The following is a 25407-nucleotide window of genomic DNA, read 5'->3' as shown; positions in this document are numbered from 1 at the left end:
GGAGCCCACTGCACTGGCATGGCGGAAGCGGGAAGAGAAAAATGACGGCATCAACGCACCGGCTTCCGCCGGTTCGTGATCCTGAAGCCCCGTCCTTCAGGGCGGGGAGAGTTCACCAGCAAGGTCAGCAGTCGAAGGCTTCAGGCCCGCATCCCGAGCACACGCCGCCGCCGCGCGCCTCGTCGAACTCGACATCGGAGGAAACCACCATTCGCAACAGCAGCTGCGCTCGATTGCGTGCGATCCGTCCACCAGCCGGTCCTGCAGCTCGTCCTCGCCGATGTCGAGATCGTGGCGCTCGATGATCTCGGTGATGGTGGTGCAGGTTCCTTCGAGTTCATCCTGAATTTCCGCAAGCTATTCGTCGGAAATCGGCATGATGTGTCTCCTTGCCTGGGCAGATCAGCCGGCAGCCCCGGACCTTTCGCCTGTGACGACCTCGCCGGACCGCGTGCTGAGGCAGAAGGATCCCGCCATGGGCGTCTTCTCCGCCAGCTCGCCGATGGCGCGCAGGCAGGCGGATTTCGTCAGGGATTCCGTGGTTGCGAGCGGGGCCTTGCCCACCGCGTCCGGCTGAACGTGAAGGGTCCAGATGGACGGTTCGGTCTTTCCCGCGGCGAGAACTCCGACAAGGGCCAGCACCGCGGCGGCCAGGAATGTTTCGAAGGCAGTCATGTCTCGGGCCTTTGTGTTGCGAAATCAATAAGGAAATATTCTATGCGAAAAATGAACACAAGAGGGAAGCGATTGCCCGATGAGGTCAACGTGACAAATCGGCAATCCTGGCCTTGACCGCGCCGTGCCGGGCCTTATCTCGATCCCCAGCGACGGACGGCAGGGCTTCCGCAACGGACGCCGTCGCCAGTGCGCCCTCGAGGCCGGCAAACCACGGTAAGGCACACCTGCAAGACGGCCCGGACGGCTCCCGCAAGGGGGCCGTCCGCGTTTCCGCCTCATCCCGGCGAATGGTGGCCGATGGACGGTCGCAAGCAGGACGCCTTGGATCATCGCAAGTGGATGGGACGATCCTCGCGCCCGATGTCAGTCCTCGAGGATCTCGCCGACCGCCGCGGCCGCATGCCGGGCGGCCCGGGTGGCGACGCCGATGACGACATCGAGCGCGGCGTCGATCGCCAGGGTCTCGCCGGCCGCGGAGACCGCGCCACTGAGGAGGGAACCGTCCTTCCTGCCGGGATCGGCCTTGGCGTCACGGGCTTCGGTTTCCTGGTCGGTCCTGTTCAGCATGGGGTTCTCGGGACAATAGGTGCGAAAAACAGTATAGAGATGTCGATATTCGGACGCAACGGGGGCCGGGAGCGGGCCGTTAGTGGCCGGGCGTTCCGGGGCGGCACTTTTCCACAGGATCCGCACCGCGCCGCGGGACGGGCGACGCATCGCGACAAGCATTGCTCTGGTGATATGCGAAAAACAAACGTAGCATCCCTCAAATCGCATTTCAGGAAAGCCCATGAACAGCCAGATCGACCAGAGCCGGATTCCCGGCCTCATCCGCATGATCGTCGTCGACCCGCAGATCCTGCCTGGCCGGATCGAGGAGATTCCGCTCGACGGCCATACCGCCATCATCGCCGGGAACGGCTCCGGCAAGACCTCGCTGATCCAGCTCATGCCGCTCTTCCTTGGCGAGGAGCCGCGCCGGGTGGTCCCCTCCGGGGAGCGGGACGGGTTCATCGAGTTCTACCTGCCGCGGTCCTCCTCCTATATCGCCTTCGAATACCGCAACCGGAACGGCGAGATCCGCTCGGTCGTGATCCACGCCGATCCGTCGCGCGAGCGCATCCAGTACCGCTTCGTCCGCGCACCTCTCGCCGCGGACATGTTCCGCCATGAGAACGAGGACGGCGATCTCTCCTTCATCCCGAGCGGCAGCCTCGAGGGCCATCTCCGCGCGCTCGGCGCCGATCCCGCGCCGCGCCTCGTGACCTCGACCTCGGCCTATCGCGGCATCATCCAGGGCCGGATTGACGCCATGGCCGACAGCGCCGAGCGGGCCTATCACCGCGACCTCGCCCGGGATTACTCGCTCGCACCGTCGCGGGCGCCGCTCACCGGGATCGAAAGCCTCCTTACGAAGATGCTGCACAACAACGTCTCGATGGAGACGATGCTGACGATGATCGCCCAGCAGGCGACCGAAAACGGCAAGGACAGCTTCGAGATCCTCGGGTCGCGGCGCAGCGCCGATCTCGAGGCCTGGCCGAAGAACTTCGCGGCCTACCGCAAGATCATGGCGCTCGAGCCGAAGGCGCGCGATCTCGCCGCGCTGGCGCGTGCGATCTGCCACCGGGAGGGGGACCGCGCGGCGCGTCTCGGGGCCCTGGCCGCGATCCGCGCGGACTTCGCGGCGGAAGACGAGGCGGTCCGCGCCCGGATCTCCGCCATCAGGGCCGAGGCGGAGGCCTTCGAGACCGGGCACGCGGCGCGCAGGCGCGGCCTGAAGGACACCGTTGCCGACGGCACCAGTGCCATCTCCCGCGTCTCGGACCGGATCCGGTCCATCGGTGAGGCGGCCGGAAGGCTGCGCGCCGCCGGCGCCCATCTCGCCGCCGAAAAGGTCGCGGCCCTGCCGCGCCTGCGCGGCCTCCTGCGGGACGCCGAAGATCACCACGAGGCGCTGACCCGCGGCAGCGGAGAGGTCCTGCGCCGGTTCGATGGCCTGAGGTCGGAGTTGAAGGACAGGTCCCACATGGAGCGCGCCGAACTTCGCGAGATCCATGCCGGGCGGCTGCGCGACAACGCGATCGGCTTCGACGAGGTGCAGACGCGCATCGATGGTGCGATCGCCCATCTCAGGGCCGAGGCGGACGAGGTGCGCGCGGCGCTCCAGGCCGAGATCGACACCCTCGCCGCGGAGCGCGAGGCGCTGGTCGTCGAAAGGGCCGGGCTCGCCCCGGATGATGCGATCGCGGAGCGCCTCTCCAGGCTCGAGGCCGCGATGAGGGAGCGCATCGAGGCGCAGGCGCAGGCGGCTCGGGCGCTCGCCGCCGCTCGCGGCGAGAGCGGCGAGGCCCGGCACGAATACGAGAAGTCCGAGATGGCGCGCGGCGCGGCGTCCGCGGCGATGGACCGGGCGGCCGCGGATCACGAGGCGGCGCAGGCGGAATTCGACCCGAAGGACGGGACGCTCCTGACCTACCTGCGCCGCAACGTCCCGGGATGGGGTGAAACGATCGGCCGGGTGATCCGGCCCGACATCCTCCAGAAGACCGGTCTTTCGCCGGACTTCGACCAGGAGCGCGCGGCCACGGTTTTCGGCCTGACCCTCGATCTCGACAAGCTGCCCTGCTGCGATGCGGCCGACATCACGGCGATCCAGGAGCGGCTCGAACGCGCCAATGCCGCCCTCGAGGCGGCGCAGGCCACCCATGCCGCGGCCGAGACCCGCCTGCAGGCAGCCGCGGCGCGGCTGCGCAAGGCCGGCCGGGCGCTCTCGGAGGCCGAGGTGGCGCTCGGGCTCGAGGAGACGAGGCTCGAACAGGCCCGTAACGCCCTGCGCACCGGCGAGAGCGAGCGGGCGGCCCATCTCGAGGAGAAGGGCCGCGCCCTCGCGGAGGCGATCGCCGCGTCCGGCGAGCGGCTGGCCACCCGCAAGAACCGCACCGCGGAACTGGCGCGGGAGATCGCCCGCCGCGAGGCGGAGCTGCGCGGCGAGGCCGATGTGGCACGCCGTGCCCGCGACGCGCGCGCGGCCGGGCTTGCCGGCGAACTCGCCTCCGGCCTTGCCGGCATCGACGCCGGCGAGGCGGCCGCCATGGCGCGCCTGGAAGCGGATATGGGGCTGGCGCTGAGGGAGGGCGGTCTCGATGCGGAGGTGATCGCCGCCGCCGCCGCGGAGACCACCAGGATCAGGCGCGACCTTGACGAGGCGCGGGCAGCCGAGGCGCTGGCCGAGACCTGGGCGCGGCATCTCGAGGAGGCCGCCGGCGTTCCGGCGCTCGAGCAGGACCTCTCGGAGGCCCGGTTCAGGACCGCCGAGGCGGAGCGGGCGCTGCGCGACGAGGAGGTTCTCGGCGAGGAGCGGCGCAAGGGGTTCGCGTCGGAAAAGGCGAAATGCGAAAAGAGAAAAGAGGAGATTGGCGACGACCTCGTCCTCATCGACAGGATCCTGCGGGAGGCCGGTGGCGGCAAGGAGATCGCCGCTGACCGCAACGATCGCTTCGACGAGGGTTTCGAGGTCAACCGGACCCAGCTCCGCGAACTCGATGCCGGGATCCTGGCCGACCGCCAGCAGGCCCAGAAATCGGCGCGGGAACTCGCCTCGGCCTTCCGCAACTGCGGCGACCAGACGATCGCCGACTTCCTTCGTCTCGGAAGCGCCGACCTCGGCGATGCCGGACCGGAATGGTCCGGGGTTTTCCTGCGCTGGTTCGACGGCGAGCACGAGCAGCATTTCGACATGCTGATGCAGGGGATCCTGGCCGTCATCCAGCCGATCCGGAAGACCTACAACGATCTCGTGGAGACCGACCGCGCGATCCGGGACGTCAACCGCAAGCTTCGTGAGGCCCTCCTGTCCAATGCGGATTTCCCGCATGTGCGCGATGTCGACATCAGCCTGCGTTCGGCGATCACCGACCAGCCCTTCTGGAAGGATCTCGAGGCGCTCGACGCCGCCCATACCGCCTGGAACAGGGAGCGCGGCGGCAAGCCGTCCGAGGAGCTCGTCGACGGGGTGCGCCGGCTTCTCGAGCACTGGGCCGACGGGTCCGAGCCGGTCGTCCACCTGCAGAAGATGCTCTATATCGAGGGTGGCATGACCGAGAAGGGCAACCGGCGGATCTTCACGCGCCGGACCAACCTTTCCGATCTCAGCTCGAACGGCAACATCATCGTTCTGCGCCTCATCCTCTTCACCGCGCTCCTCACCGTGATGCGGCGCGGCCAGAGGATCGGGCTTGTCTGGGCGGTCGACGAGATCGGCGCCCTCGACAACGAGAACACGCTGAGCCTCTTGCAGATGCTCCGCGGCAACGACATCGCCCTCGTCACCGCCGCGCCGCATATCGACCGCCGGCTGAAGCCGAGCTTCGAGCATCACCTCCGGATCCACGACCGGGCGATCTACCGGATCGGCGAGACGGTCGGCACCGGGATGCGTGAATGGGTCGATGACCGTCTGGTCGAGGCAGCCCCCGCGGCCGCCCCCGAGACCGAGGAAACCCGCGAGGAGGAATACGCATGAACACTTTCGCACAGGCCTGCCACCACCTTCTCTCCGGCGGCGTCATCTGCCCGGTCGCTACGCCGGATCTTCATGACTGGCTGGTGGAGCAGGGCGGGCACGAACTGCTCGGCGAACATCTCGGCCGCATGAGCCTCAAGATCGCCCAGACCGCCGGCCGGCGGGCCTTCTTCCTTGCCTGGGCCGACGGGACCGAGGAGGGCCGCAAGGCGATCCGCGACCAGGCGAAGTCGATCCAGAACGAGGCGGCGCAGGTCAGGGCCTTCGCGGATTTCATGCTCGAGGTCGACGATACCAGGGGGGTTCTCTCGATCGGCCACCTCGTCCGCGCCGCGGAGATCTCCGCCGCCGTCAGCCGCTCGGCGGCGCTTCGCGACAGCCTCGCCGCGACCGCCGCGGCGCTTGGGGCGAAGGGGGTGACGGATCATGCCCGGATCTCCTCGATCCTCGGCCGCATTCAGGCGATGGGCTATCTCAAGACGGTCAGCGCCGACCGCGAGGAATACGAGGTGACCGGCCGGATCGAGCTCTTCCACGACATCCATGAGCACTTCGTCTCCCATATCGGCACGGTCGAGCGGGCGGCGGAGGTTTCCACCCAGGGGAGCCTCTTCTGATGGACCCCCTGAAGGAGCATTTCGCCCTCCTGGCCCGGCATTCCGACCTCATCGGCCGGATCTACCGCGAACGGTCCGTCGAGGCCGGGCAGGACAGCCAGAAGGCGCTCGCGGCGCTTCATGCGGCCAGGATCGTTATCGGCGGCGAGGATGACAGCTACCGGCTGTCGCCGCGCGACCGGGCCTATCTCGACAGCGTCTTCGACCGCCATCGCGCCTTCGCCGCCGGCAGCCCGATCGCCCCGGAGATCGAGCGCCTCACCAAGCTCGTCGAGGAGATGCGGCATTCGTTCCGGCAGGGCGACGACGCGGCGCATCACGACCAGGAGCAGGAGGCGATCGACACGATCTGGCTGATCCGGGAGGAGGTCGAGGGCCAGCTCAGGCTCTTCGACATGATGACCCGGAACGGCTACCACGACGCGCGCTCCCTCGAGGAACGGATCCGCCGCAACGAGTTCTACCACGGCCGCGCCGGGATCCTGGCCGGCGCGATCGCGGACCTGAACGGCGCGCTCATCCGCGACCACCTCGCCGCCTCCCATGCCGGGGAGGTCAGGGCGGTGTTCCGGCGCCAGGTCCTCGACCGGATCGAGGGTTGGTCGACCCGCCTCGCGGGGCTGATCCGCGAGATGCTCGAGTTCATGTACCGCTCCAAGGAGGTCGCCGCCCGGACAAAACGGTTGCGGTCGATCTTCCACGCGCTCCGCACGATCCCGGCCTCCGAGCAGATCGACGCGCTCCTGCTTGCGGATAACCAGATGCTTCCGGAAGGGCTGCCGGCGAGGATCCGTCCCGACCTGCGTGACGCGGGCCTCGAGGCCGCCGCGATCGCCGCCGCCCGGAAGCTCGATCCCGATGCGACCCGGAGCGCCAGGCGCAGCCGCCACGCTTCGGGTGCCGTGGTGCTGGATCGCGAGATCCCGGCCGCGGAGGTTTTCTCCGGGGCCGACCCGGTCGAGATGCTTCTTGCCGAGGTCCGGGCGTCCGATGTGCCGGTCTCGGTCCGGGACTGGGCCGCTTGGACGGGCAGCGACGGCGGGTCGATGGTGATCGACGTCTTCGACTATCTCCTGGAGGGGTCGGAGGGGATCGCGATGGAGACGGTTCCTCCGGGAAGCCCGGTCTTCACGAGCGGGGTCCGGGATCTCATCCTGTCCCGGGCGGCCTGATGGCCACCCTCGCCGAGCTCGAGCGTCTCGCGGCGATCGTCCGCACCGGCTACGTCAAGAGCGCCGGCAAAGGCGTGGCGCAGGCTCTCGGGGAGGCCGGTTTCCCGATCCGCACGGGCCAGGGCGGGCCCGTGCCGAAGGAGGTCAAGGACCGCCTCCGGGACCGCCTTGTCCGCGAGTTCGGGGTGAACCCGGACCGCCTCGAGCCGAACGGCCCGCGCATCGCGGCCGCCGCGACGCGGCGCGAGGCGCTGGAGATGACCGCAGACGAGAAGATGGGCCGGGCGCGGATCCGCGGGGTCGTGATCCTCCGGCCGCAGCCCGGGATGCCGGTCATCATGGATGGCGAGGGCATCCGGCTTCCGGAGGGCGCGACCCTCAACATCCGGCCGGAAGATGCCGGCCGCATCGCGGCGCCGGGCGTGATCCTCGTCGAGAACTGGGAGGTCTTCCGCGACTTCGGCCGGCTCGACTTCCCGGTGCCGTTCTGCCGGCGCCGCGATCTCCTCGTCTTCCGCGGCATGCCGCATGTTTCGCCGCAGGACGCGGTCGAGGACTTCCTGCGCCGCCTCGGGCGGCCGGTCACGGTCTTTCCGGATTTCGACCCCTCGGGTCTTGCGAACGCGCTCGCGGTGCCGGGGTATTCCGGGCTCCTCTGGCCGGGGCCGGCGCGCCTTGCGGAGCTGGTTCGCGGGCGGCTCGGGCGGCCGGACCTCTTTGCCGCGCAGGAGGAGGCGGCGCGGGCCCGGCTTGACCGGGCGGAGGGGGCGGTCCGGGCGGCCTGGGGGATCGTGAAGGGCGCGGGGAGGGGGGTCGTGCAGGAGGGGATGCTGCGGTGAGCCTGGCGATCTGAAGAAGTACCTGCTTCTCACCGAATATTCCGACTACCACAAGTCGGTGCTCGGGTTCCGGCCGCGGGGACATGGCTTCTCGATGGAAACCCCGATCGAGGAGATTCAGGCGGCCTGGGATGCGGTGGCGCGTTCATGTGGATAACGGCAACCTGTGCATGAACGATTTGCGAAAAACAGATATATCCGGTTTCCAGACAGGCATTTTGGAGATCGCCTTGGATCAGTTAAAGGGCGCCGGGGAACCGGCGGCGGCCAAAGGCCCTTTCCTCACCTTCTCGTCAAGCGTGCGCCCCTACGATGAGGGCGATCTCGAGCAGGCATTCCGGGACATGCTGGACGAGTATGCGAAGCCCGTCCCGGCCTCGAAGTTCGGGGAGGTGGCCCGCGCCGCGGGAACCCATATCCTGAAGTTCAACGACAAGAACGTGCCGCTCGGAGAGCATATCCTTCGCTTCCCGCCGAGGAACAGCAACGGTGCCGGTGACTACCTTCCGAGCCCGAACGCCGCGGATTCTCCGATCGCGAAAATCATCTTCAGGAAGATCGCGATCCTCGATCAGGAAGGGAGCCGTTCTCTTGTTCAGCACATCATCGCGCCGGACAACGTATCCGACGGGGTGACAGCGGCTTTCGCCGCGGTTTTCGGAGATGAGGCGCTCGACGCCGTCAGGCAAGGCCTTATGGCGGCGCGGACCTCGGTCAACACCCTCTGGCACGAGAACTTCCCGATCGTCTTCGTTCCCGGACCGGACGGATCCGACCTGCAATTGACGCCGATCGTCCCTGCGGCGTCCTGGGCCGCGATGCGCGGCGTGATGGATGCCTACTTCCGCGAACTGGAGCAGGGCGAGGATTTCAGGTTGGTTCGCCGCGGCGCGCGGCGAACCCGGCAGGAGGTATCCTCCAAGCTCCAGAACATCTGCCCCTCGATCTCGGGCCCCCGTCAGCGCTTCCTTGCGGCTTTCCCTCAGCCCCTCACAAGCGAGATGGCTGAGATCTGGCGCTATGCGCATGGGGGCGCTCGACCGATCATGCGGGGTGGAGAGATCGAGGAACTGGCGCGATCCTATCTCGGTCTCCACCGCACCGTGACCGGGACGCCGGACAAGGCGGGCTATTCCAACGCCGACATCCGCCGCGGCATGGCGAACCTGGCCCGCTGGATGGTGCGATCCGTCCGCGAGTTCGTCGAGGAGATCAACGAGGCCGCGCTTGAGGTCAATCCTGACTTCTCCGTCCCCGAAACAGACATCACGGAAGTGATCCTGCGCCGGCGCTGGAAGAGCAATGAGGAGTTGCTCGCGATCCGCGCCGCACTCAATGCCGGCGATTTCCAGAAACATGTCGAGGAGGTCTGATCATGCGCGTGCTCATCAGCCACATGGTCGCCAACCGGGTCAACCTGATGCAGAACGACTACTGCGCCGGGATCCCGTCGCCCACCGCCTTTCTCGGCCTCGCCGCGACCATCTCGCACCGACTCGGGATGGGCCGGTGGTCAGTGGGCGTCCTGCCGATCCTGCATGACGTGACGCCGTCCATCGGACGTCTTCGGCCAGCCATGGAACCCAAGAGTGGTGTATACAAAACGGTCGAAATCCAGGAAGACATGACCGGCCAGGTCCGGTTTTCCCTGCTTGTCGATTTCGAGGGCCTCCGCACGCCGGAGGCGGTCCGCGATGCGGTCACGGGGCTTCGCCTGGCGGGGGGCGTCATCTTCGACGACGGCGGCCCCGTGCGCGCGACCCTCGTTCCGGAGGATGCGGGTGCTTTGCGCACCTCGCGGCGCGGTTATGCGCTCGTTCCACGGATTTGCGAACACAAAAACGCATCAGCCTTCGGGGATGCCGGGAGCCTTGCGGAGGTCGCCTCCGAGCTCTGGCCCGAAAATCGTGCGGAGAACCGCGGCTGGCGGGTTCCCGTCGCCATCGGTTACCGCCTCCTGGGGCGTCCTGGGCCGGCACCCAGGGGCTCGCGGGATCCGGGTATCCCGCACGTCTTCGCCGAGCCCGGCGTCGGGGTGGGCGAGCTGATCTCCGTCCGCTCCCGCCGCCTGGGCGAGCTTGGCCCGGGAACCTTCAGGGACCTCTTCTGGTCCTGGTCCGTCACCGAAACCCATATCCTGGCGCACCGCGCCTATGCAGCATGAGGATCTGAAAATGAACGATAATTCACCCGCGGCCGAGTCCGGCCCGAGCAAGGCGGCGGCCAAACTGAAGACCGGTCTCGAGACCGGCATGCTGGCCTTCGCCCGTTCGCTCCAGATCTCGGAGGGCCTGTTCGCCGCACATTGCGGCGAGGGAACGCCGCGCGTGCCGGTTCTCGTGGAAGAGAAGGGCGTCCGCGGCCAGTCGTCCGAGGATAACGCCAAGAAACCGGGCCTCTCGAACCCGCAGGTCGTGGATGCCGCGCACATGCCGGTCGGCTGCACCCACCTCGATCTCTCCTTCACCTTGCGCGTCATGCCGACCTCGGGGCGCCCTCACGCTTCGGACGCGCCGGTTGTCGCGGCGAACTACCGCGAGATCTCCGGCATGTATGCCGATCTCGGCGGATACCGGCTTCTTTCCGAACTCTATGTCTGGAACATCCTCAATGGCCGCTTCGTCTGGCGCAACCGGTTCCAGACCGACAGGGCCCGCGTCACGGTGGCCTTCGAGGGGACGACCCTCGAGGTGGATCCGTTCGCCCTCGATCTTGACGAACCTGCCGGCAAGGGCGCCATGGCCTCGGCCATCACGAAGGGAAGCGCCGAGGATCTCGCGCAGCTTGTCGCGGGCTTCGAGCGGGGGCTGACGGAGCGCGCATTCCAGGCGGATGTGGTCTTCACGTCCGATCTGAAGCCGGGAATGGAGATCTGGCCGTCGCAGGAATACGTCCGGGAGGAAGCGAAGGACAGCAAGTCCCGCCACTACGCGTCCCTGCCCGTCTTCGTTTCCGGCCGCGCCGCGCGGCAGGCAAGCATGCATTCCCAGAAGATCGGCGCCGCGATACGGCATATCGACATCTGGCATGGCTCCGACAGTTACGGCGCCATCGCGGTGAACCCCTATGGCGGCGTCCAGGAAACCGGAGAGGTCCTGCGCTCGAAGAAGTCGTCACCCAGCTTCTACGATATGCGTAGCAAGCATGCGGATCTCGTGAAGGCGCTCGGCAAGGCGACCTCGGCGAAGGATCTCGACGGCAATATCCACTTCTTCTTCGCCAACCTCGTCCGCGGCGGCGTTTTCGGCGGCAAGTCGAAGGACGCAAAGGGATGATCGCTCTCACCTCCGGAGCCGGCCTCTGCCGGGTGGAGGGTCTCCTGGCCCTCGCTCCGGCCCAGGCCGTCTTCGAACTCGGGGCCGGGCCGGATGTCATCCGCGACATCTTCGCGGCGGTGCATGCGGTGAACCGCCACGCGCCGTCGGACGACTACCTCGCGCTCGCCCTTCCTGAAATGGTGAGCGGACGGGGTTTCGACGCCCTGGGCAGGAGTGTCGAGGTCTTCGGATCCGAGCGGGCCTTGTCGAGGCTGATGACTGAAGCGCAGTTCCGCAAGCTCCTCTCCCGCGGCATGCTGCCCTCGCGACAGCGCATCCGCGAGATCAATTTCGCGGAGGGGGATTGCGGGACCTGGCTGGCCCGGACGCGTTCGGGCGAAAAGGAGAGCGAAGGCTGGAAGGCGAAGGATGCGCGCCGGCGGGAACGCCGCGCGGACCATATCGCTTCGGTCGCGGGGCGGTTTCCCGATGCGCAGGCGGCCGAGAGGGCCGATCGGAAGCGCGACCTCTACCTGCGTCTCCCCTCCGGTGTCTTTCTTGCGATGCGGCGCGGCGTTGCGCCCTGGACCGGGCAGCCGGTCATCGTGAGCAGCTACGGGCTTTCCCAGGAAAGCGCGCCGTCCGTGCTTCCTTCGCGTCCGGTGACCGTGAAGAGGCTTCATGAAGTCGCATAGGTCCGGCCCTCGCCTGCTCGTGACTCATCGCGAGCAGGCGCTCCATCTCGAGCGCGCCAAGGTTCATGTCGAGGGGGACAGGGTCGTCTACCGCACCGCCGACGACGACCTCGTGCGCCGCTTCAACATTCCGCATGCGAACCTCTCGATCCTGTTCCTGGGCCAGGGGACCTCGATCACCCAGGAGGCGGCGCGCCTGCTCGCCGAGGAGAGCGTCTATGTCGCCTTCACCGGGACGGGCGGCACGCCTCTTCACATGGGGTCCCTGACCTCCTACCAGGCGACCGCGCACTTCCGGCGCCTGCTTCCCGTCTACCTCGACGCGGGGCTCTCGCTCTCCGCCGCCAGGTCCGTGATGTCGGACCGGATCGCCATGATGCGCGCGACCGGCATGGACGCGCTCGAGGATCTTTGCGGCATCCGCAACATGAAGCCCGCGGAAAAGGCCTGCTCGGCGTTCGAGAAGGGAATCGCGGATGCCTCGTCGATGCCCGAGCTTCTCGGTTTCGAGGGTGACTACAGCCGGTCCGTCTACCGGACGATCGCCGCCGGCTGCGGACTTGCCGGCAAGTCGGAGTTCCGGCGCACACCGGGAGAGCCAGATGCTTCGGACCATCCCTCGGTCAGGCTGATCAACGGCCTGATCGACCACGGCAACTACCTCGCATACGGGGTCGCCGGGGCGGCCCTCTGGGCGCTCGGGATTCCGCCTCACCTTTCCATCTTTCATGGCAAGACGCGCGCCGGAGGTCTCGTCTTCGATATCGCTGACAGCTTCAAGGACGCCCTGATCCTGCCGATCGCCTTCGCGGTCGGTGCCGGCCGCATCAAGGGGGATCCCGAGCAGGTATTCCGCGCCAAGGTGATCGATGCGCTTGAAAGGAAGGAGATCCTGAAGCGGTCCATCGCGACCTTCGAGCGCATGATCGCGCAAGCCGGGGAACGGGCCCCATGAGGGAAATCGTTGCTGTTTGCCGGTCGTCAAAGAGGTCGAGAGACAAGGTCGCGCGGATCCTCGACAGGTATTTCTGGAGGATCGGGGATCGCACGTGGCGTGGCCGGGCCTCGAATGAATGCCTCGACCGCGTGTCCCGTGAACTCCGCTCCGCCGCGACACGCTCCACGGCTGTCGCGATCAGCGCCCTGGGAAAAGACACGGCGTCACGCCGGCCGATCGTCTTTGTGGGCTCCCGGCGGCTGTTCTCGGGAAACGGGCTGGTCCCGGTCTCGAAGAGCCCGTCCGAGGCAAGACGCGACCGCGCCATCCCGCCGGCGGTCCGGACCCATCGCGGGGTGATCCGGGTTGCCGCGTGGTTCCACGACCTGGGCAAGGCGACCGTCATGTTCCAGTCGAAGCTGCGGCGCGCGATTGCCGGCGGAGCGCCGGAGGCGGACCCGGTCAGACACGAGCTGGTTTCCGCCCTCGCGTGGGACGAGATCACCAGGGGGCTCGGGAACGGGACCACGATCGCGCGGCTCAGGGAGCTCACGCCGGAACAGGTCGACGAGGCGATGCGGGTCGCGGCGGAACGGTCCTGGGGGCTCGCCGTCCAGGTGAGAACGGGCGCTCCTGGACTCGATCTCGACTTCCTGAGGGACCCGGACGGGATCCGGGGGATGGTCGGGCTCCTCATCCTCGGCCATCACCGGCTTCCGTCGGGCGACGCGACGCACCGCGGTCTTGTCGGGGAGCTTCATCTCCGCGCTTCTGACGGCCTCCGCAGATCGGACCTCGATGTCGCCGAGGGCGTTCCGTTCTGGCATGAGCAGGCCTGGATCGAGCGGCTCCGCTCCGCCACCGAGGATCTCTCTGAGGATCACGTGGTCTCCGGCGGCTCCGACCTTTATGCCAGGACCTGCCTGATGCTCTCGGATCATCTCGGGTCTTCGCTCAAGGAGGCGGGGGACGGGGAGGGACATCTTGCCAACAGCCTGAAGGACGGGTCCCGCTTCATCTCGGCAGACAGCCTCGGAAAACACGTCGAACGGGTGTTCCGGGAAACGCGATCCGCAGCTCATGCCGTCTACGAGCAGCGTGACGGCTTTCCGGGTCTTCTCGAGAATGAGGTGCCGCACGACATCCTGAGGCCGGCGTCAACCGGTCCGGCGCGGTTTCGATGGCAGCCGCATTCGGCGGACATGGCCGCCTCCCTGGCCTCAGCGGGGGCAGGGGGCTTCTTTGGCTGCGTCATCGCCGGGACGGGCACCGGCAAGACCAGGGCCGCGCCAACCATTCTCGCCGCTGCGGCCATGTCCGATCCGATCCCGGAACGACGCTCCTTGCGCTTCGTCCTCGGACTCGGACTGCGGGTCCTCGCGAGCCAGTCGGCGAAGGAATATGTCCGCGACCTCGGTTTCCCGGAGAGATCGGTATCCGTCCTTGTCGGAAGCCCGCCCCTCGTCTTTCCTGGGAAGGGCGGTGATGAGGCCGAGAGGTCGGGGTCGGAAGACCGGCTGGCCTCGCTTTCGGGTATCGAGGTCGAAGCCGTGAGCGGCGACGTTCCGGAGCCCGGATCCGAGGGCGAGGCGGCATGGCTGAGCGGCCTTTCCCATGACACCGATCGGCAGCTGCCCTCGTTCATTTCCAGGATCATCGAGAAGGACCGGCGTGGCGGCGGCAAGCTGAGGAAGCTGATCGAGGCACCGATCCTGTGCTCAACGATCGACCATCTCATGCCTGTGGCCTCTCCGGTCCGAAGCCGGCACCTCCATGCCGCGTTGCGCCTGATCGGCTCCGACCTCATCATCGACGAGGCGGACCAGTTCGGACCCGAGGACATCGCGGCGGTCGCCAGGCTCGTGCATCTCGCCGGAACGGCAGGACGCCGGGTGATCATCCTGTCCGCGACCCTGACAGACACCGTCGCAAAAGCGCTTTTCGATGCCTACCGGACCGGCTGGTCGGCGCATGCGGCGCTGTTCGGGCTTCCCGACAATGTCGCGCATCTCGTGACGGGCCATATGCCGGACTCCTGTTTCGGTGGGCGGGAGGATGGCGGATTCGCCGCCTCCCTTTCGGGCTGCCGATCAGCCCTTCTCCGCGACCTCGACATCTCCGCGCCGCTCCGCTGCGGTGAGGTCATCGATGCTGGCGAGGATTTCGGCTCCATGGCGCGAGCGATCGGCGCGGCATGCTCGACGATGCATGACCGGCACGCGACCCCAGTTTCCGGGTTCCGGGTGTCGGTCGGCCTGGTCCGCATGACACGCATTTCCCACACCGCGGCCATGGCGGCCGGGATCCCGGATCCCGCTCCTGACCGGCTCCGCCTCCGGGTCTGCCTTCATTCGCGCTTTCCGCGCCTTCAGCGCGCCTGGATCGAGGATCAGCTCAAGAAGGCACTGACCAGGAAGGGCAGCGATCCTGATGCGGGCGTGCGCCGTCTTTGCGAGATCCACGGCGCCTTCGAACGGGCGCGGGCGGCGAACGTCAGCGACATCGAGATCGTGGTCGTCTGCAGCCCGGTGATCGAGACCGGGAACGATCTCGATTTCGACTACGGAATTCTCGATCCGGGGAGCTTGCGCTCGATCATTCAAAGTGCCGGCCGGATCAACCGGCATCGCCTCTTGCCGATGGCGTCCCCGAACGTCGCCATCCTGTCGCGTCCCGCCGTGACGTTCGAGGGGAGCGGCCTTCTCGCGATGCCAGGTGTAGAGACGGAGTCTGCGGGTGAAACCATGCTCCCGCGGCTCCTGCTGACCGATTTCGGCGCGGCCGACCGCAGCCTTGCCGGCATAGCCGGAACGGCGCGGTTCAGGCGCATCGATGCCCGTCCGATGCTGGATCCCCAAAGCGATTTTCCGCTCCTTCTGGCTGAGGACAAGGCCGTCGACGACCATCTTCATCATGTGATGGCCCCGATCACTCTCTGGTGCGGCAATGTCGTGCCCCGTCATGCCGCCAGGTTCGCGAGCATGCGGCGCTTCCGGCGCTCGAAGGCGCACAGCATGGATCTATTCCCGTCCGGCGACGATCTCGACAACCTTTCCTGGAAGCTCGACCTCAATCCGGGCTCCCGCGAGCCCCTGATCGAAGATGTCGATCTCGAGGCGCGGGCGGTTCCCGGGACATTCCTGTTCCGGAACCCGATACGCCAGGCCTGGGACGCGATGTATCCGGATGGTGAAGTGACGCCGCACCGCCTTCGGCGGATGCTGGAGATCGGTGTGGATGTCTATGACCCCGCGGCCAGGTTTGGGCCCTATGCCCTGACCGTGGAGTGCGGACTTGTCGAGCTTCGGAAGGAGGATCTTTTTTGGGTGTCACGAAAAACCTAATAAAAACAAAGGCGTGCAGGGCTTCTCGGAAAAGATGGTCCATGTGAAGATATTGCTTCAATGTACTGATATTGCTTGATATTCTTGTTTCGATCGAGGGTTCACCGCCGGATAGGCGGCTGAGAAGCCGTATCGCGTATGAACCCTCCGCCGGCACGAGTTCACCGCCGGATAGGCGGCTGAGAAGGATTTGCGGCATGACGAAGGCTCGGCCCCGTAGTTCACCGCCGGATAGGCGGCTTTGGGTACCGTAGGTCGGAAGTTCGAATCTTCTCGCCCCGACCACTTTTCCCCATGATCTTCAACAGTCTGCGGGCTTCCGCTCGATCCAGTGATGCCGATTTGCGTCCCGGTTTACAGGTCGGTTTACAAAGTCCACATCCTGACCGCCTGTCGCTAAACCTGCCATGAGGTTTATTTTTATCGCATTTCCGCGACGAGGGCCGATAGAACGGCCCCCAAGTCGGCATCGCCGCCTTCTGCACCGACGACCGCAACATCCTCGGGGCCTGCGACAATGTCGGTTCCGCCCAGGACCTTTGCTACATCTGTTCCTGGTCCCCCGCGGACCGGCGTCCGGTCGCCGGAATCGCGGGCTGCCGCGTCGACAAGAGCTCGCCCGAGGAGGTGCCCTCCGAAGCTGAACTCGCGCGGCTCGAACAAGTCCTCGACATCCTCCCCTTCGGCGAGGGCAACGATGAGAAGTTCGATCTCGACGGCGTGGTGGTTCCAAGGCGCGAGCTCCGGCTGCTCTCATGGCAGCGTGGCACCAGCCGAAGCCGCCGACCCTTCCTCATGTTCCGCTTGACAGAATCCGAATCCCACCTCTTATTGCGCTCGACGACTTGCGGTTGTGTTGTTCTTGCTGGCTATACCCTGACGATTTTGCTTCTTCTGGCCAAGCTCGACGAATCTGCACATAGTTAGAGGCAAGAGTTCAAGTGCGAACACATTCCGTCTGCGTGTTTGCGATGCTAATGATCGCTACTCCGAGTTCGACACTGCCTGAAGGATGGCGGGAGTCCGATTTTGATTGTCCCAAACTAGGACGACGACTCTACGATCAAGAGTTGCTGGCAACGCTCCGAAAATCAATAAAAAGTAACTGGGTCTCCGCAAGAAACCTGGAAATACCAAGCATCGAGCAGATGCAATCGGCGGATCCGGCGTGTTGCGGTGTTGTTTCGGATCCGGAGAAAAACCCTTGGGCGGACGACTCAGAGAAAGACAACGTTAGCTGGTGGCGACGTCTTTTGGAGCGTCCCCGACTTCTGGTTTACTTCAATTATGAAGACCCCGATGGAAAGGGCGATGCATTCTCTGCTCACGGCCTCCTAAGTACTTGCGGAGATATTCTGTATATGACGTTCTCGAGGAAGAAATAGATGACAGAGCAGATCGACGGAAAGACGATACTCAAACAATATTTATTCGGCACGGCTGATGTGCCCACGAACTTCAATTTACGAATCAGGCCTGCGGATGCTCCAGATACAGATATAACTCTCAATGGAGCCGCCACTTTGCAAGATGGTCACGGACGCTACGCATGGCTTTCCCGGTCCAATCTCGTTGAAGCCTTTTTTAGCACGCCGCAAACGATTGGTGAAGGCGTCTATTCCATTGCCGACATAGCAAATACCATCGACTTTCCACTTAATCCCAATACTGATTTGTTGCTCCCAATTAATAATTACACAACTGATCCAAGCGGTTTGGATCATGCCGCTCGCAGTTTTATTTTTGGACTCGCCGAGGCAAGACTTGCGTCAGCACGATTCGTCGTTGGCGGTACTGGTGAGCGATGGATAGAAGATGCCGTAATAGAAATGGGAGAGGATCAGTTCGATTTTAAGTCTTCGAACGATACATCGCAAACGATAAGCGAATATGTAGGGGCTCCAACCTTTGACCCCTATGAACTTGGTCGCGGGGTTAATATCAATTACACCGGGACTCTGACTTTGTTTTCCGAAGGGAATCCATATACGAATTCGATGTTTAATGCGGATCAGCTGTCGGAACCGTCGAATTCTAGTTGGTTCGCGGCAGCCGCGATCACTGGAAATATAGCTAGCTTTTGGTCTTACAAAGAGTATTTGCAGAGCGATCCAATACTCGCATACTACGAAGTCGGCTATTTTGGGCAACCGAAGGATGTCATCTATATCGATTCACGTGCGGAGAACCAGGATTTCATATCAATCATCAACAACACAATCGTTGTCGGAAACGAGAATTCCAACACCTTCAAAATCGGTGCCACGCGAGGCGTCGAAATCTACGCATCATTTGGAAATGACAATGTCTATCTTACGGTTGCCGGCGGTCATTATGTGGATGGTTTCGACGGATACGACTCGGTGAATTACACTCTTCTCCTGGAGACATTGTATTCAAGAGGCGATGGTCTCTACGTAATGATTGGGGCTGATGGTACATTTTTTGTTTTAGAAAAATCAGGTTTTGGCGCAACAGATGTCCTTGAGAACGTTGAGTACCTAGGTGTTTGATCCCAGGGTTTGATGGTGCGATTCATTCGTCGGAATGGAAGGAAGCACTATGGGACAAGTTCGTCACGGCTGCGCCACGACCACGCACGCCGTCAGAGCTGCAATACAGCGATCGCAAGCTTCGACCGCGGCGCTGAGCCGGGAGCTCGGTATCAACCCGAAGACGGTCGCCAAGTGGCGGAAGCGCGAGACGGTCGAGGATTGCAAGACCGGTCCGAAGGAACCACGCTCGTCCGTTCTCAGCGAAGCCGAGGAGGCGATGGTCGTCGCATTCCGAAGGCATACGCTGCTGCCGCTGGACGATTGTCTCTATGCCCTTCAACCCTCGATCCCGCATCTGACACGATCGGCACTTCATCGGTGTCTTCAGCGTCATGGCATCTCGCGACTACCAGACATCGAAGGCGACAAGCCCAAGCGGCAGCGATTCAAGCGCTACCCGATCGGCTTTTTCCACATCGATATTGCCGAAGTGCAGACCGCCGAGGGAAAGCTCTACCTCTTCGTGGCCATCGACCGCACCAGCAAGTTCGCGGTCGCCCAGCTCATTGAAAAGGCTGACAGGCGCACCGCATGGGAGTTCCTGGAACACCTGCTCGAGGTAGTTCCCTATCGGATCCACACGATCCTCACTGACAATGGGATCCAGTTCGCCGACCAGCCAAGGAACCGGAACACCGCATATTCCAGGCAAATGCGCTTCGACATGATCTGCGAGGCAAACGGGATCGAGCACAGGCTGACGAAACCCAACCACCCTTGGACCAATGGCCAGGTCGAGCGGATGAACCGCACGATCAAGGACGCGACAGTGAAACGCTTCCATTACGAGAGCCATAATCAGCTCCGCAGCCACCTCGAAGACTTCATGGCCGCTTACAACTTTGCTCGCAGGCTCAAGACCCTCAGCGGCCTCACGCCCTACGAATATATCTGCAAAGTCTGGACTTCAGAGCCGGACAGATTCATCGTCGATCCGATCCACCAGATGCCGGGACTGAACACCTAGATGCGCCCGCCGGGTTGCATTCGTATGTCTGAAACCCCTGCGCGTCGTTTCAATTGTAACGCGTGGGTTCTGACGCTCCGCCGGGTAGCGTCCGTCAAGGTGGTGTAATTTCCCGGATGACCTGAGGGCATGATCAGGCGGCTTTTGTTGTGATACTGAGAATGGGGTCGATCTCCTCGTTGTCGATCTGGGCGAAGGCCTCGACCATCATGTAGCGGCTGGCGGTCTGCCATTCGTCATTCTGCTCGAACAGCACCGCTCCGATCAGCCGCATGATGGATGCCTCGTTGGGGAAGATTCCCACGACGTCGGCTCGCCGTTTCACCTCCTTGTTCAGCCGCTCGATGGGGTTCGTGCTGTGCAACTTGGTGCGGTGCTGGCGGGGGAAGGACATGTAGGCCAAGACGTCGTGCTCGCTGGCGTCCATCAGATCAGCCAGCTTGGGCCAACGGGGGCGCAGTTGCTCGGCGACCTTGCGCCAGGTCTCGCCGGCATGGGTGCGATCGGGCTGGTCGAAGGCCTGCCGGATCGCGGCGGCGATGACGGTGTGCTGGCCTCTGGACACATGTGCGAGGGCGTTCCGCATCCAGTGGACGCGGCAGCGTTGCCAAGTGGCCTCAAAAACCCGGGCGATGGCGGCCTTGAGGCCAGTATGGGCGTCGTTGATCACCAGCCGGACCCCGCCAAGGCCGCGGGCGCGCAGGGAGCGCAGGAACTCGGTCCAGAAGGTCTCGGCCTCTGACGGCCCGATGCCCAGGCCGATGATTTCCCGGCGGCCCTCGGTGTTGGCTGCGACGGCGATTATCGCCGCGACCGGCACGATGCGGCCGCCCTGACGCACTTTCAGATAGGTGGCGTCCAGCCAGAGATAAGGCCAGTCGCCGGCGAGCGGCCGGTTCAGGAACTCGCCGACCCGCTCATCGATGTCCTTGCAGAGCTTCGAGACAGTGCTCTTCGAGATGCCGGAGAGCCCCATGGCCTGCACCAGGTCGTCGACCCGCCGGGTGGAGACGCCGCCGATCCAAGCCTCCTGGATCACCGCCACCAGCGCCTGTTCCGAAGTCTTGCGGGCCTCGAGGAAGCCGGGGAAGTAGCTCCCCTGCCGGAGCTTCGGAACCCGCAGGTTCAGCGTGCCCAGACGGGTATCGAGCGCGCGCTCCCGATACCCGTTGCGCCAGGTCGTGCGCTCACCGTTTCGTTCATGCCTGCCGGCACCGATCAAGCCGTCGACATCGGTCTCCATGATCAGCTGCAGGACGGCCTCGGCGATACTGCGCAGAAAGTCGCCCTGATCGTGCTTGGCCAGAAGCTCGGACAGGTCCATGTTGGCTTTGGTCATCGGGGTCTCCGTAAGGTTCGTGGTTGAAGCGTCGAAACTCCACCTCGACCATACACCTCGATGGCCACCCGGGATCACACCGACAAAGGCGCTGAAATTACACCACGTGCGCGGACGCTAACCTCCGCCGCACAGGCCCGCAGATCCTGGCCTTGGAGGAATCGGAAACGACAAAGCCCCGGGCGGGACGCCTCGGGGCTGGGTAGATAATGGTGGTTGCGGGGGGCACGCAACCGCCGTTGTCGACCAACAATCAAATGCTTATTACCTTAGAAGTGGCGTCCCTTGAAGGACTGCTTTGCTGACAAGACGGACGATCGTGCGAAAGACCTCGAGTGGTGAAGGCATGCAGGCCTCAGCGAACTGCAAACAGCGAAATTGCCCCCACGACTATGAGGCTCAAGGCCCATACAAGATCCAGGTTGAACCAGCTCTTGGCGAGGAACCTCAATCCCAGCCAATGGTAAGTTCCAACGGCGAGCACTCCGCCCGAGAACGCCATGGCAAGTGTATGGACCACTGCAACAATCACTGCGACCCCAGCGTTGCCCGCCATCAGGTCCGACGCTGCCACATGTCCTGCGTCCGCCTCTAGGGTGCCGCAGATGCCGAGATATATCGGAACCAGCATCAAGCCGGCTCCATGGGCCATGGCCGCGAGGAAGGACCATAGCGCAAGCCGCGACGGTGGCACGCGGGCGAGAAAGCGCGGATGGCGGCGATTGAAGAGCAGGTAGACGCCGAGCCCAATCACCAGGCAGGCCGCACCAACCTGTATCTCCCTCTGCCATTCCGCGAGGAACAGGAGCGCTGCGAAAGGAAACAGGATCGCTGCCATTGCTAGCATGTGCCCCGCGGCCAGTGCCAGCAACGCGTTGTAAAGGCTGCCGCGGCTCCGATCCATCAACGCCGCCGAAACCGCCAGAGGCCAGCCCATGCCCGGATTGACTCCGTGATAGACGCCTGAAGCGACAACGGCCCACCACAGGGCCGTTGCCGTATCAATTCCGTCCACGCGTCAGACGGAGGGGTAGCAGAAACTGTCCGTCGAACAGTCGCCGCCCTCGAGCCGGATCTGGTGGCTGCGGTAGCCTTTCGGGAACTCGACATAGAAGTTCTTGTCGAGCGTCAGCCCGCCCTTGCCGCCGACATTCGCCATGACCATCGCCGCGCCCCGGTCGCCGGGGTAGAACTGGTCGTCCCAGGTCGAATAGAGCGAATTGGTCCAGTAGACCCGTTTGCCGTCGCGGCTGATCTCCACCATCTGGGGCCCGTAGCCGAAATCCTTGCCGTTCGGATGCTTCGCCTTCTTGACGATTCCGCCGATCTCCACCTTGCCGGCAAGCTTCGGCTTCATCGGGTCCGAAACGTCGTACTGGTGCATCTCGCCCGTGCCCCAGCAGGACACATAGAGAAACCGGTCGTCGAGGCTGAGGTCGATGTCGGTCACGAGCGGCGGCACTGCCTCGAAGCCCTTCAGCATATCGGGCAGGTCGTCGGCCTTCGCCGGCTGCGGCGGGATCGTCACGGTCTTCTTCGCGTGCCACTTGCCGCCTTCGCGCCACCAGGTCCAGATTGAGCCTTCGAGGTTCGTGGTGTCCACCACGACGCCGCAGAAACCGTATTCCTTGACCGGGTCGTGAGCGGGGCGCACCTCCAGCGCCATCTGGTGGCTCTCGCCGAGGTCGATGGTCTGGACATTCTTGCGCTCGCGCAGGTTCCAGAAATGCAGCCGGTGGCCGTATTTGTCGGACAGGAGATCCTCGGGCACGAGACCGTTCTCGAATTGTGGCGGCAGGCCCCATTCGGAGCTGACCATGTAGTCGCGCGGTAGATTCCACCAGAAATCGTATTGCTTGTCCTGCGGACCCCGGTCGATCTCGTAGCGGCCGATCACCTCGAAGCTCTCGCAATCCATGATGAAGATGCCCGGAGGACCGTCGGTTCCGTCCTTGCCGCCGCCGCCGAGGGTCGAGACATAGATGCCCTCGGGCCCGCAATGAATCGTGTGCGGGCGCGAATAGCCGGTCTTGGCAAAGACCTCCTCCGGCTCGATGATCTTGTGGATCTTGGCCTTGAGCGGTTCTTTCACGTCGACGACATAGATGCGCGAGGAGCGGATGCCTGGAATGATCAGGTAGCGCCGTTCGAGGAAGGCATGGCCGGTCAGGGGCGAAAGCGCCGAGGAACAGGCATTCCAGCCGAAATGGTGAAACTCATCGCCTTTGTTGGGCATGATGACCTGATGCACGATCTGGCCAAAGGTGTCTGAGCTCGGGTCGACATCGACGATCGCCAAGCCATCGGGCTGAGATCCGTCCGGGCTCAGCATGAGCGTGAAGGCAAGCGTCTCAGCCGGGGCCTCCATGGCGAGTTTCGGTGTTGCGTGAAACGTGGGATCGGGTCGCAAGTTCATTGTCGGCTACTCCCTATTTCAGGCGCGTCTTTGGTCGTTAGATTGTTGTGAGCGCCCGACTGGAATCGTGCCACGAAATCCGGAATCGGGCAAATGACCGCGTTGTTCGGTTCGGCAGCGGTTTCCGTATGTCCTCAACGACGGCCGATTTGCAGGAGATGTCCTGATGCGGGTCGAGTGACCTGAACGTTTAGCTTCGTCCAGCTACGACCAGCGTCCTAAGGATGCTGGGCCGGACGCCAGTCGAAGGCGGGGGAAACGTCGTGTGGCCGCTCACCGTCAGCACGTCAGAACTCACTGCTCCGCGCGAGCCCGTCAAACCGAAACCCGCGGACACCGATGCCGTCGGCCAATGCGCGCGACAGAGGTAGCCGAACTCTTCCCGACGAAGGCCTCATGCCGTTCTGGGAGATTGTCCCTTGAGATGTTCACGCAGATCGAACCTTTTCGACGCCTTGAATGCGGCCAGATCGGCCTTCGTGGCTCCAACCTTGGCCAGCATGTCGTCGACATTCGTGTAGCATGCTGCCACATAGCCGTCCTGGAGTTCGTCACACTCCCGGAAAGCGGCACTCCAGCCATCCAGATAGGCGCGCGTGTCACAAGCCGCCTGCAGTACGGCATCCTTGTCAGGGTGGAAGCTCGTGAACACGTCGCAAGCGTGCTCAATTTCAGACAATCGTTTGGTGAGTGCCGCGTAGTTCGCGTCCGATTGTGAATCCCGGAGACAAAATGGACAGCGGAAACGGTCTGATGTTCTGACTGTCGCGGAGTAATATTCCGCATCTTTCGCCTGAGGCAACGAGCTGAAGGCGGGGAGATGTATGCTGTGGACCTTTACGGACGGGTGCGGCTGGCGTGCCATGTCGGCGGAATGAGCAAGAGCGAAGCGGCGCGGATGTTCGGCATCGACCGCAAGACGGTGGCGAAGATCCTGAAGCACTCGGTGCCGCCGGGGTATCGTCGGTCGAAGCCGCCTGTCCGGCCGAAGCTCGATCCCTTCATTCCGATCATCGACCAGATCCTGGAGGACGATAAAGGCCAGCTGGCGAAGCAGCGGCACACGGCGACGCGGATCTTCGAGCGGCTGCGCGACGAGCACGGCTTCACGGGCAAGCTGACGATCGTCATCGACTATGTGCGGGAGAGGAAGCGCCGGACGCGCGAGGTGTTCGTGCCGCTGGCGCATCCGCCGGGCCATGCGCAGGTCGACTTCGGTGAGGCGGTCGGCGTGATCGGCGGCGTCAGGCGCAAGCTGCACTACCTCGCGATGGCGCTGCCGCATTCGGACGCCTTCTTCATCAAGGCCTATCCGGCGGAGACGACCGAAGCATGTCTCGCGACGGGCATGTCTCCGCCTTCGCGGTCTTCGGCGGCGTGCCGCTGTCGATCCTTTACGATAACACCACCATCGCGGTGGCGAAGATCCTCGGCGACGGAACCCGCAAGCGCACCCGGATCTTCTCGGAGCTGCAGTCACATTACCTGTTCGAGGACCGGCTCGGCCGGCCTGGCAAAGGCAACGACAAGGGCAATGTCGAGGGTGTGATTGGCTTCGGGCGCCGGAACTTCCTGGTGCCCTTGCCCCGGTTCGAGAGTTTCGAGGCGCTGAACGCCTGGCTGGAGGAGCAATGCCTAAGGCGCCAGGATGCGGTTCTGAGGGGCCACACGGAGACGATCGGCGAGCGGCTCATGCGGGATCTCGACGCGCTGATGCCGTTGCCGGCGGTGCCCTACGATGCCTGCGAGAAGGTCAGCACCCGCGCCACGTCGATCTCGATGGTGCGCTACCGCTGCAACGACTACTCGGTACCGGTGGGCTATGCCCATCACGAAGTCCAGGTCCGCGGTTATGTCGGCGAGGTCGTCATCGGCGCGGGTGCCGAGGTGATCGCCCGGCATCGGCGGTCCTACGAGAAGGCCGACATGGTCTTCGACCCGCTGCACTTCCTGCCGCTCCTGGAGCAGAAGGTCGGCGCCCTCGACCAGGCAGCCCCGCTTCAGGGCTGGAACCTTCCGGTAGAGTTCGCCACGCTGCGCCGGTTGCTCGAGGCCCGGATGGGCAA

19 protein-coding genes and 1 pseudogene are annotated in these 25407 nt (G+C 64.4%); 14 read left to right on the top strand and 6 right to left on the bottom strand.

Annotation, left to right across the window (positions count from 1 at the left end; genetic code table 11):
- Positions 1 to 402: 402 nt before the first annotated feature.
- Both OM960_RS23060 and OM960_RS23055 read right to left on the bottom strand, forming a co-directional pair.
- Complete coding sequence (locus OM960_RS23060; RefSeq protein WP_264773628.1) at positions 403 to 675, bottom strand: hypothetical protein; 273 nt, start codon at positions 673 to 675, stop codon at positions 403 to 405.
- A 366-nt stretch (positions 676 to 1041) separates the two neighbouring features.
- Positions 1042 to 1245, bottom strand: a complete 204-nt coding sequence (locus OM960_RS23055) for a hypothetical protein (protein WP_264773627.1) — start codon at positions 1243 to 1245, stop codon at positions 1042 to 1044.
- A gap of 223 nt (positions 1246 to 1468) precedes the next feature.
- On the opposite strand from OM960_RS23055, the gene OM960_RS23050 reads away from it, so the two are divergent.
- The 13 genes from OM960_RS23050 (at position 1469) to OM960_RS22990 (ending at position 19586) form a co-directional block, all read left to right on the top strand.
- Positions 1469 to 5203, top strand: coding sequence for an ATP-binding protein (locus OM960_RS23050; protein ID WP_264773626.1), 3735 nt, complete (start codon positions 1469 to 1471; stop codon positions 5201 to 5203).
- Positions 5200 to 5820 (top strand): hypothetical protein, encoded by a 621-nt coding sequence (locus tag OM960_RS23045; RefSeq protein WP_264773625.1) that lies wholly within the window; start codon positions 5200 to 5202, stop codon positions 5818 to 5820. Before OM960_RS23050 ends, OM960_RS23045 begins: the two co-directional genes overlap by 4 nt.
- A complete protein-coding gene (locus tag OM960_RS23040; protein ID WP_264773624.1) occupies positions 5820 to 6992 on the top strand; it encodes a hypothetical protein in 1173 nt (390 codons plus the stop codon). Before OM960_RS23045 ends, OM960_RS23040 begins: the two co-directional genes overlap by 1 nt.
- Entirely contained in the window at positions 6992 to 7831 is an 840-nt protein-coding gene (locus OM960_RS23035; protein ID WP_264773623.1) for a DUF7281 domain-containing protein, read from the top strand. Before OM960_RS23040 ends, OM960_RS23035 begins: the two co-directional genes overlap by 1 nt.
- A 230-nt stretch (positions 7832 to 8061) precedes the next feature.
- A complete protein-coding gene (locus OM960_RS23030) occupies positions 8062 to 9204 on the top strand; it encodes a hypothetical protein (protein ID WP_264773622.1) in 1143 nt (380 codons plus the stop codon).
- Positions 9205 to 9206: 2 nt separating this feature from the next.
- Positions 9207 to 9995 (top strand): type I-F CRISPR-associated protein Csy2, encoded by a 789-nt coding sequence (locus OM960_RS23025; RefSeq protein WP_264773621.1) that lies wholly within the window; start codon positions 9207 to 9209, stop codon positions 9993 to 9995.
- 10 nt (positions 9996 to 10005) lie between these two features.
- On the top strand, positions 10006 to 11106 hold the full coding sequence (gene csy3, locus OM960_RS23020) for a type I-F CRISPR-associated protein Csy3 (RefSeq protein WP_264773620.1): 1101 nt from the start codon (positions 10006 to 10008) through the stop codon (positions 11104 to 11106).
- Complete coding sequence (locus tag OM960_RS23015) at positions 11103 to 11783, top strand: type I-F CRISPR-associated endoribonuclease Cas6/Csy4 (RefSeq protein WP_264773619.1); 681 nt, start codon at positions 11103 to 11105, stop codon at positions 11781 to 11783. Before csy3 ends, OM960_RS23015 begins: the two co-directional genes overlap by 4 nt.
- A complete protein-coding gene (gene cas1f / locus OM960_RS23010; protein WP_264773618.1) occupies positions 11770 to 12738 on the top strand; it encodes a type I-F CRISPR-associated endonuclease Cas1f in 969 nt (322 codons plus the stop codon). Before OM960_RS23015 ends, cas1f begins: the two co-directional genes overlap by 14 nt.
- Positions 12735 to 16064 carry a hypothetical protein gene (locus OM960_RS23005; protein WP_354003577.1) on the top strand — a complete coding sequence of 1110 codons (3330 nt, stop codon included), beginning with the start codon at positions 12735 to 12737 and terminating at the stop codon, positions 16062 to 16064. The genes cas1f and OM960_RS23005 overlap by 4 nt, the downstream gene beginning before the upstream one ends.
- A gap of 627 nt (positions 16065 to 16691) precedes the next feature.
- Positions 16692 to 16991 (top strand): hypothetical protein, encoded by a 300-nt coding sequence (locus OM960_RS23000; RefSeq protein WP_264773616.1) that lies wholly within the window; start codon positions 16692 to 16694, stop codon positions 16989 to 16991.
- Positions 16992 to 17449: 458 nt separating this feature from the next.
- Positions 17450 to 18577 carry a hypothetical protein gene (locus OM960_RS22995; protein WP_264773615.1) on the top strand — a complete coding sequence of 376 codons (1128 nt, stop codon included), beginning with the start codon at positions 17450 to 17452 and terminating at the stop codon, positions 18575 to 18577.
- A 49-nt stretch (positions 18578 to 18626) separates the two neighbouring features.
- Positions 18627 to 19586, top strand: coding sequence for an IS481 family transposase (locus tag OM960_RS22990; protein WP_264773614.1), 960 nt, complete (start codon positions 18627 to 18629; stop codon positions 19584 to 19586).
- 133 nt (positions 19587 to 19719) lie between these two features.
- Here OM960_RS22990 and OM960_RS22985 read toward each other — a convergent pair whose 3' ends face one another.
- The 4 genes from OM960_RS22985 to OM960_RS22970 all read right to left on the bottom strand — a co-directional run bounded on the left by OM960_RS22985 (position 19720) and on the right by OM960_RS22970 (position 23993).
- Positions 19720 to 20925 carry an IS256 family transposase gene (locus OM960_RS22985; RefSeq protein ID WP_264773613.1) on the bottom strand — a complete coding sequence of 402 codons (1206 nt, stop codon included), beginning with the start codon at positions 20923 to 20925 and terminating at the stop codon, positions 19720 to 19722.
- 355 nt (positions 20926 to 21280) lie between these two features.
- Positions 21281 to 21940 (bottom strand): hypothetical protein, encoded by a 660-nt coding sequence (locus tag OM960_RS22980; protein WP_264773612.1) that lies wholly within the window; start codon positions 21938 to 21940, stop codon positions 21281 to 21283.
- A gap of 3 nt (positions 21941 to 21943) precedes the next feature.
- A complete protein-coding gene (locus OM960_RS22975; protein WP_264773611.1) occupies positions 21944 to 23341 on the bottom strand; it encodes a selenium-binding family protein in 1398 nt (465 codons plus the stop codon).
- A 394-nt stretch (positions 23342 to 23735) separates the two neighbouring features.
- The gene (locus tag OM960_RS22970; RefSeq protein WP_264773610.1) at positions 23736 to 23993 is read right to left on the bottom strand and encodes a hypothetical protein; all 258 of its coding nucleotides are present in this window, start codon (positions 23991 to 23993) and stop codon (positions 23736 to 23738) included.
- Positions 23994 to 24161: 168 nt separating this feature from the next.
- Between OM960_RS22970 and istA the strand changes: the two are divergent.
- Positions 24162 to 25407: pseudogene (istA, locus tag OM960_RS22965) on the top strand (IS21 family transposase); the annotation flags it as partial.

The sequence above is a fragment of the Defluviimonas salinarum genome (genome assembly GCF_026013545.1).
GTDB lineage: Bacteria > Pseudomonadota > Alphaproteobacteria > Rhodobacterales > Rhodobacteraceae > Albidovulum > Albidovulum salinarum.
Note: the sequence above shows the minus strand (reverse complement) of the source record. Positions and strands in the feature narration are given on the sequence as shown.

What these genes read in the sequence shown, in the direction of transcription:
- cas1f (WP_264773618.1), top strand. Translation starts at nt 11,770, where the DNA reads ATGAAGTCGCATAGGTCCGGCCCTCGCCTGCTCGTGACTCATCGCGAG.
- csy3 (WP_264773620.1), top strand. Translation starts at nt 10,006, where the DNA reads ATGAACGATAATTCACCCGCGGCCGAGTCCGGCCCGAGCAAGGCGGCG.
- OM960_RS23005 (WP_354003577.1), top strand. Translation starts at nt 12,735, where the DNA reads ATGAGGGAAATCGTTGCTGTTTGCCGGTCGTCAAAGAGGTCGAGAGAC.
- OM960_RS23035 (WP_264773623.1), top strand. Translation starts at nt 6,992, where the DNA reads ATGGCCACCCTCGCCGAGCTCGAGCGTCTCGCGGCGATCGTCCGCACC.
- OM960_RS23015 (WP_264773619.1), top strand. Translation starts at nt 11,103, where the DNA reads ATGATCGCTCTCACCTCCGGAGCCGGCCTCTGCCGGGTGGAGGGTCTC.
- OM960_RS22995 (WP_264773615.1), top strand. Translation starts at nt 17,450, where the DNA reads ATGACAGAGCAGATCGACGGAAAGACGATACTCAAACAATATTTATTC.
- OM960_RS22990 (WP_264773614.1), top strand. Translation starts at nt 18,627, where the DNA reads ATGGGACAAGTTCGTCACGGCTGCGCCACGACCACGCACGCCGTCAGA.
- OM960_RS23025 (WP_264773621.1), top strand. Translation starts at nt 9,207, where the DNA reads ATGCGCGTGCTCATCAGCCACATGGTCGCCAACCGGGTCAACCTGATG.
- OM960_RS23045 (WP_264773625.1), top strand. Translation starts at nt 5,200, where the DNA reads ATGAACACTTTCGCACAGGCCTGCCACCACCTTCTCTCCGGCGGCGTC.
- OM960_RS22985 (WP_264773613.1), bottom strand. Translation starts at nt 20,925, where the DNA reads ATGACCAAAGCCAACATGGACCTGTCCGAGCTTCTGGCCAAGCACGAT.
- OM960_RS23060 (WP_264773628.1), bottom strand. Translation starts at nt 675, where the DNA reads ATGACTGCCTTCGAAACATTCCTGGCCGCCGCGGTGCTGGCCCTTGTC.
- OM960_RS22975 (WP_264773611.1), bottom strand. Translation starts at nt 23,341, where the DNA reads ATGAACTTGCGACCCGATCCCACGTTTCACGCAACACCGAAACTCGCC.
- OM960_RS23055 (WP_264773627.1), bottom strand. Translation starts at nt 1,245, where the DNA reads ATGCTGAACAGGACCGACCAGGAAACCGAAGCCCGTGACGCCAAGGCC.
- OM960_RS23040 (WP_264773624.1), top strand. Translation starts at nt 5,820, where the DNA reads ATGGACCCCCTGAAGGAGCATTTCGCCCTCCTGGCCCGGCATTCCGAC.
- OM960_RS23050 (WP_264773626.1), top strand. Translation starts at nt 1,469, where the DNA reads ATGAACAGCCAGATCGACCAGAGCCGGATTCCCGGCCTCATCCGCATG.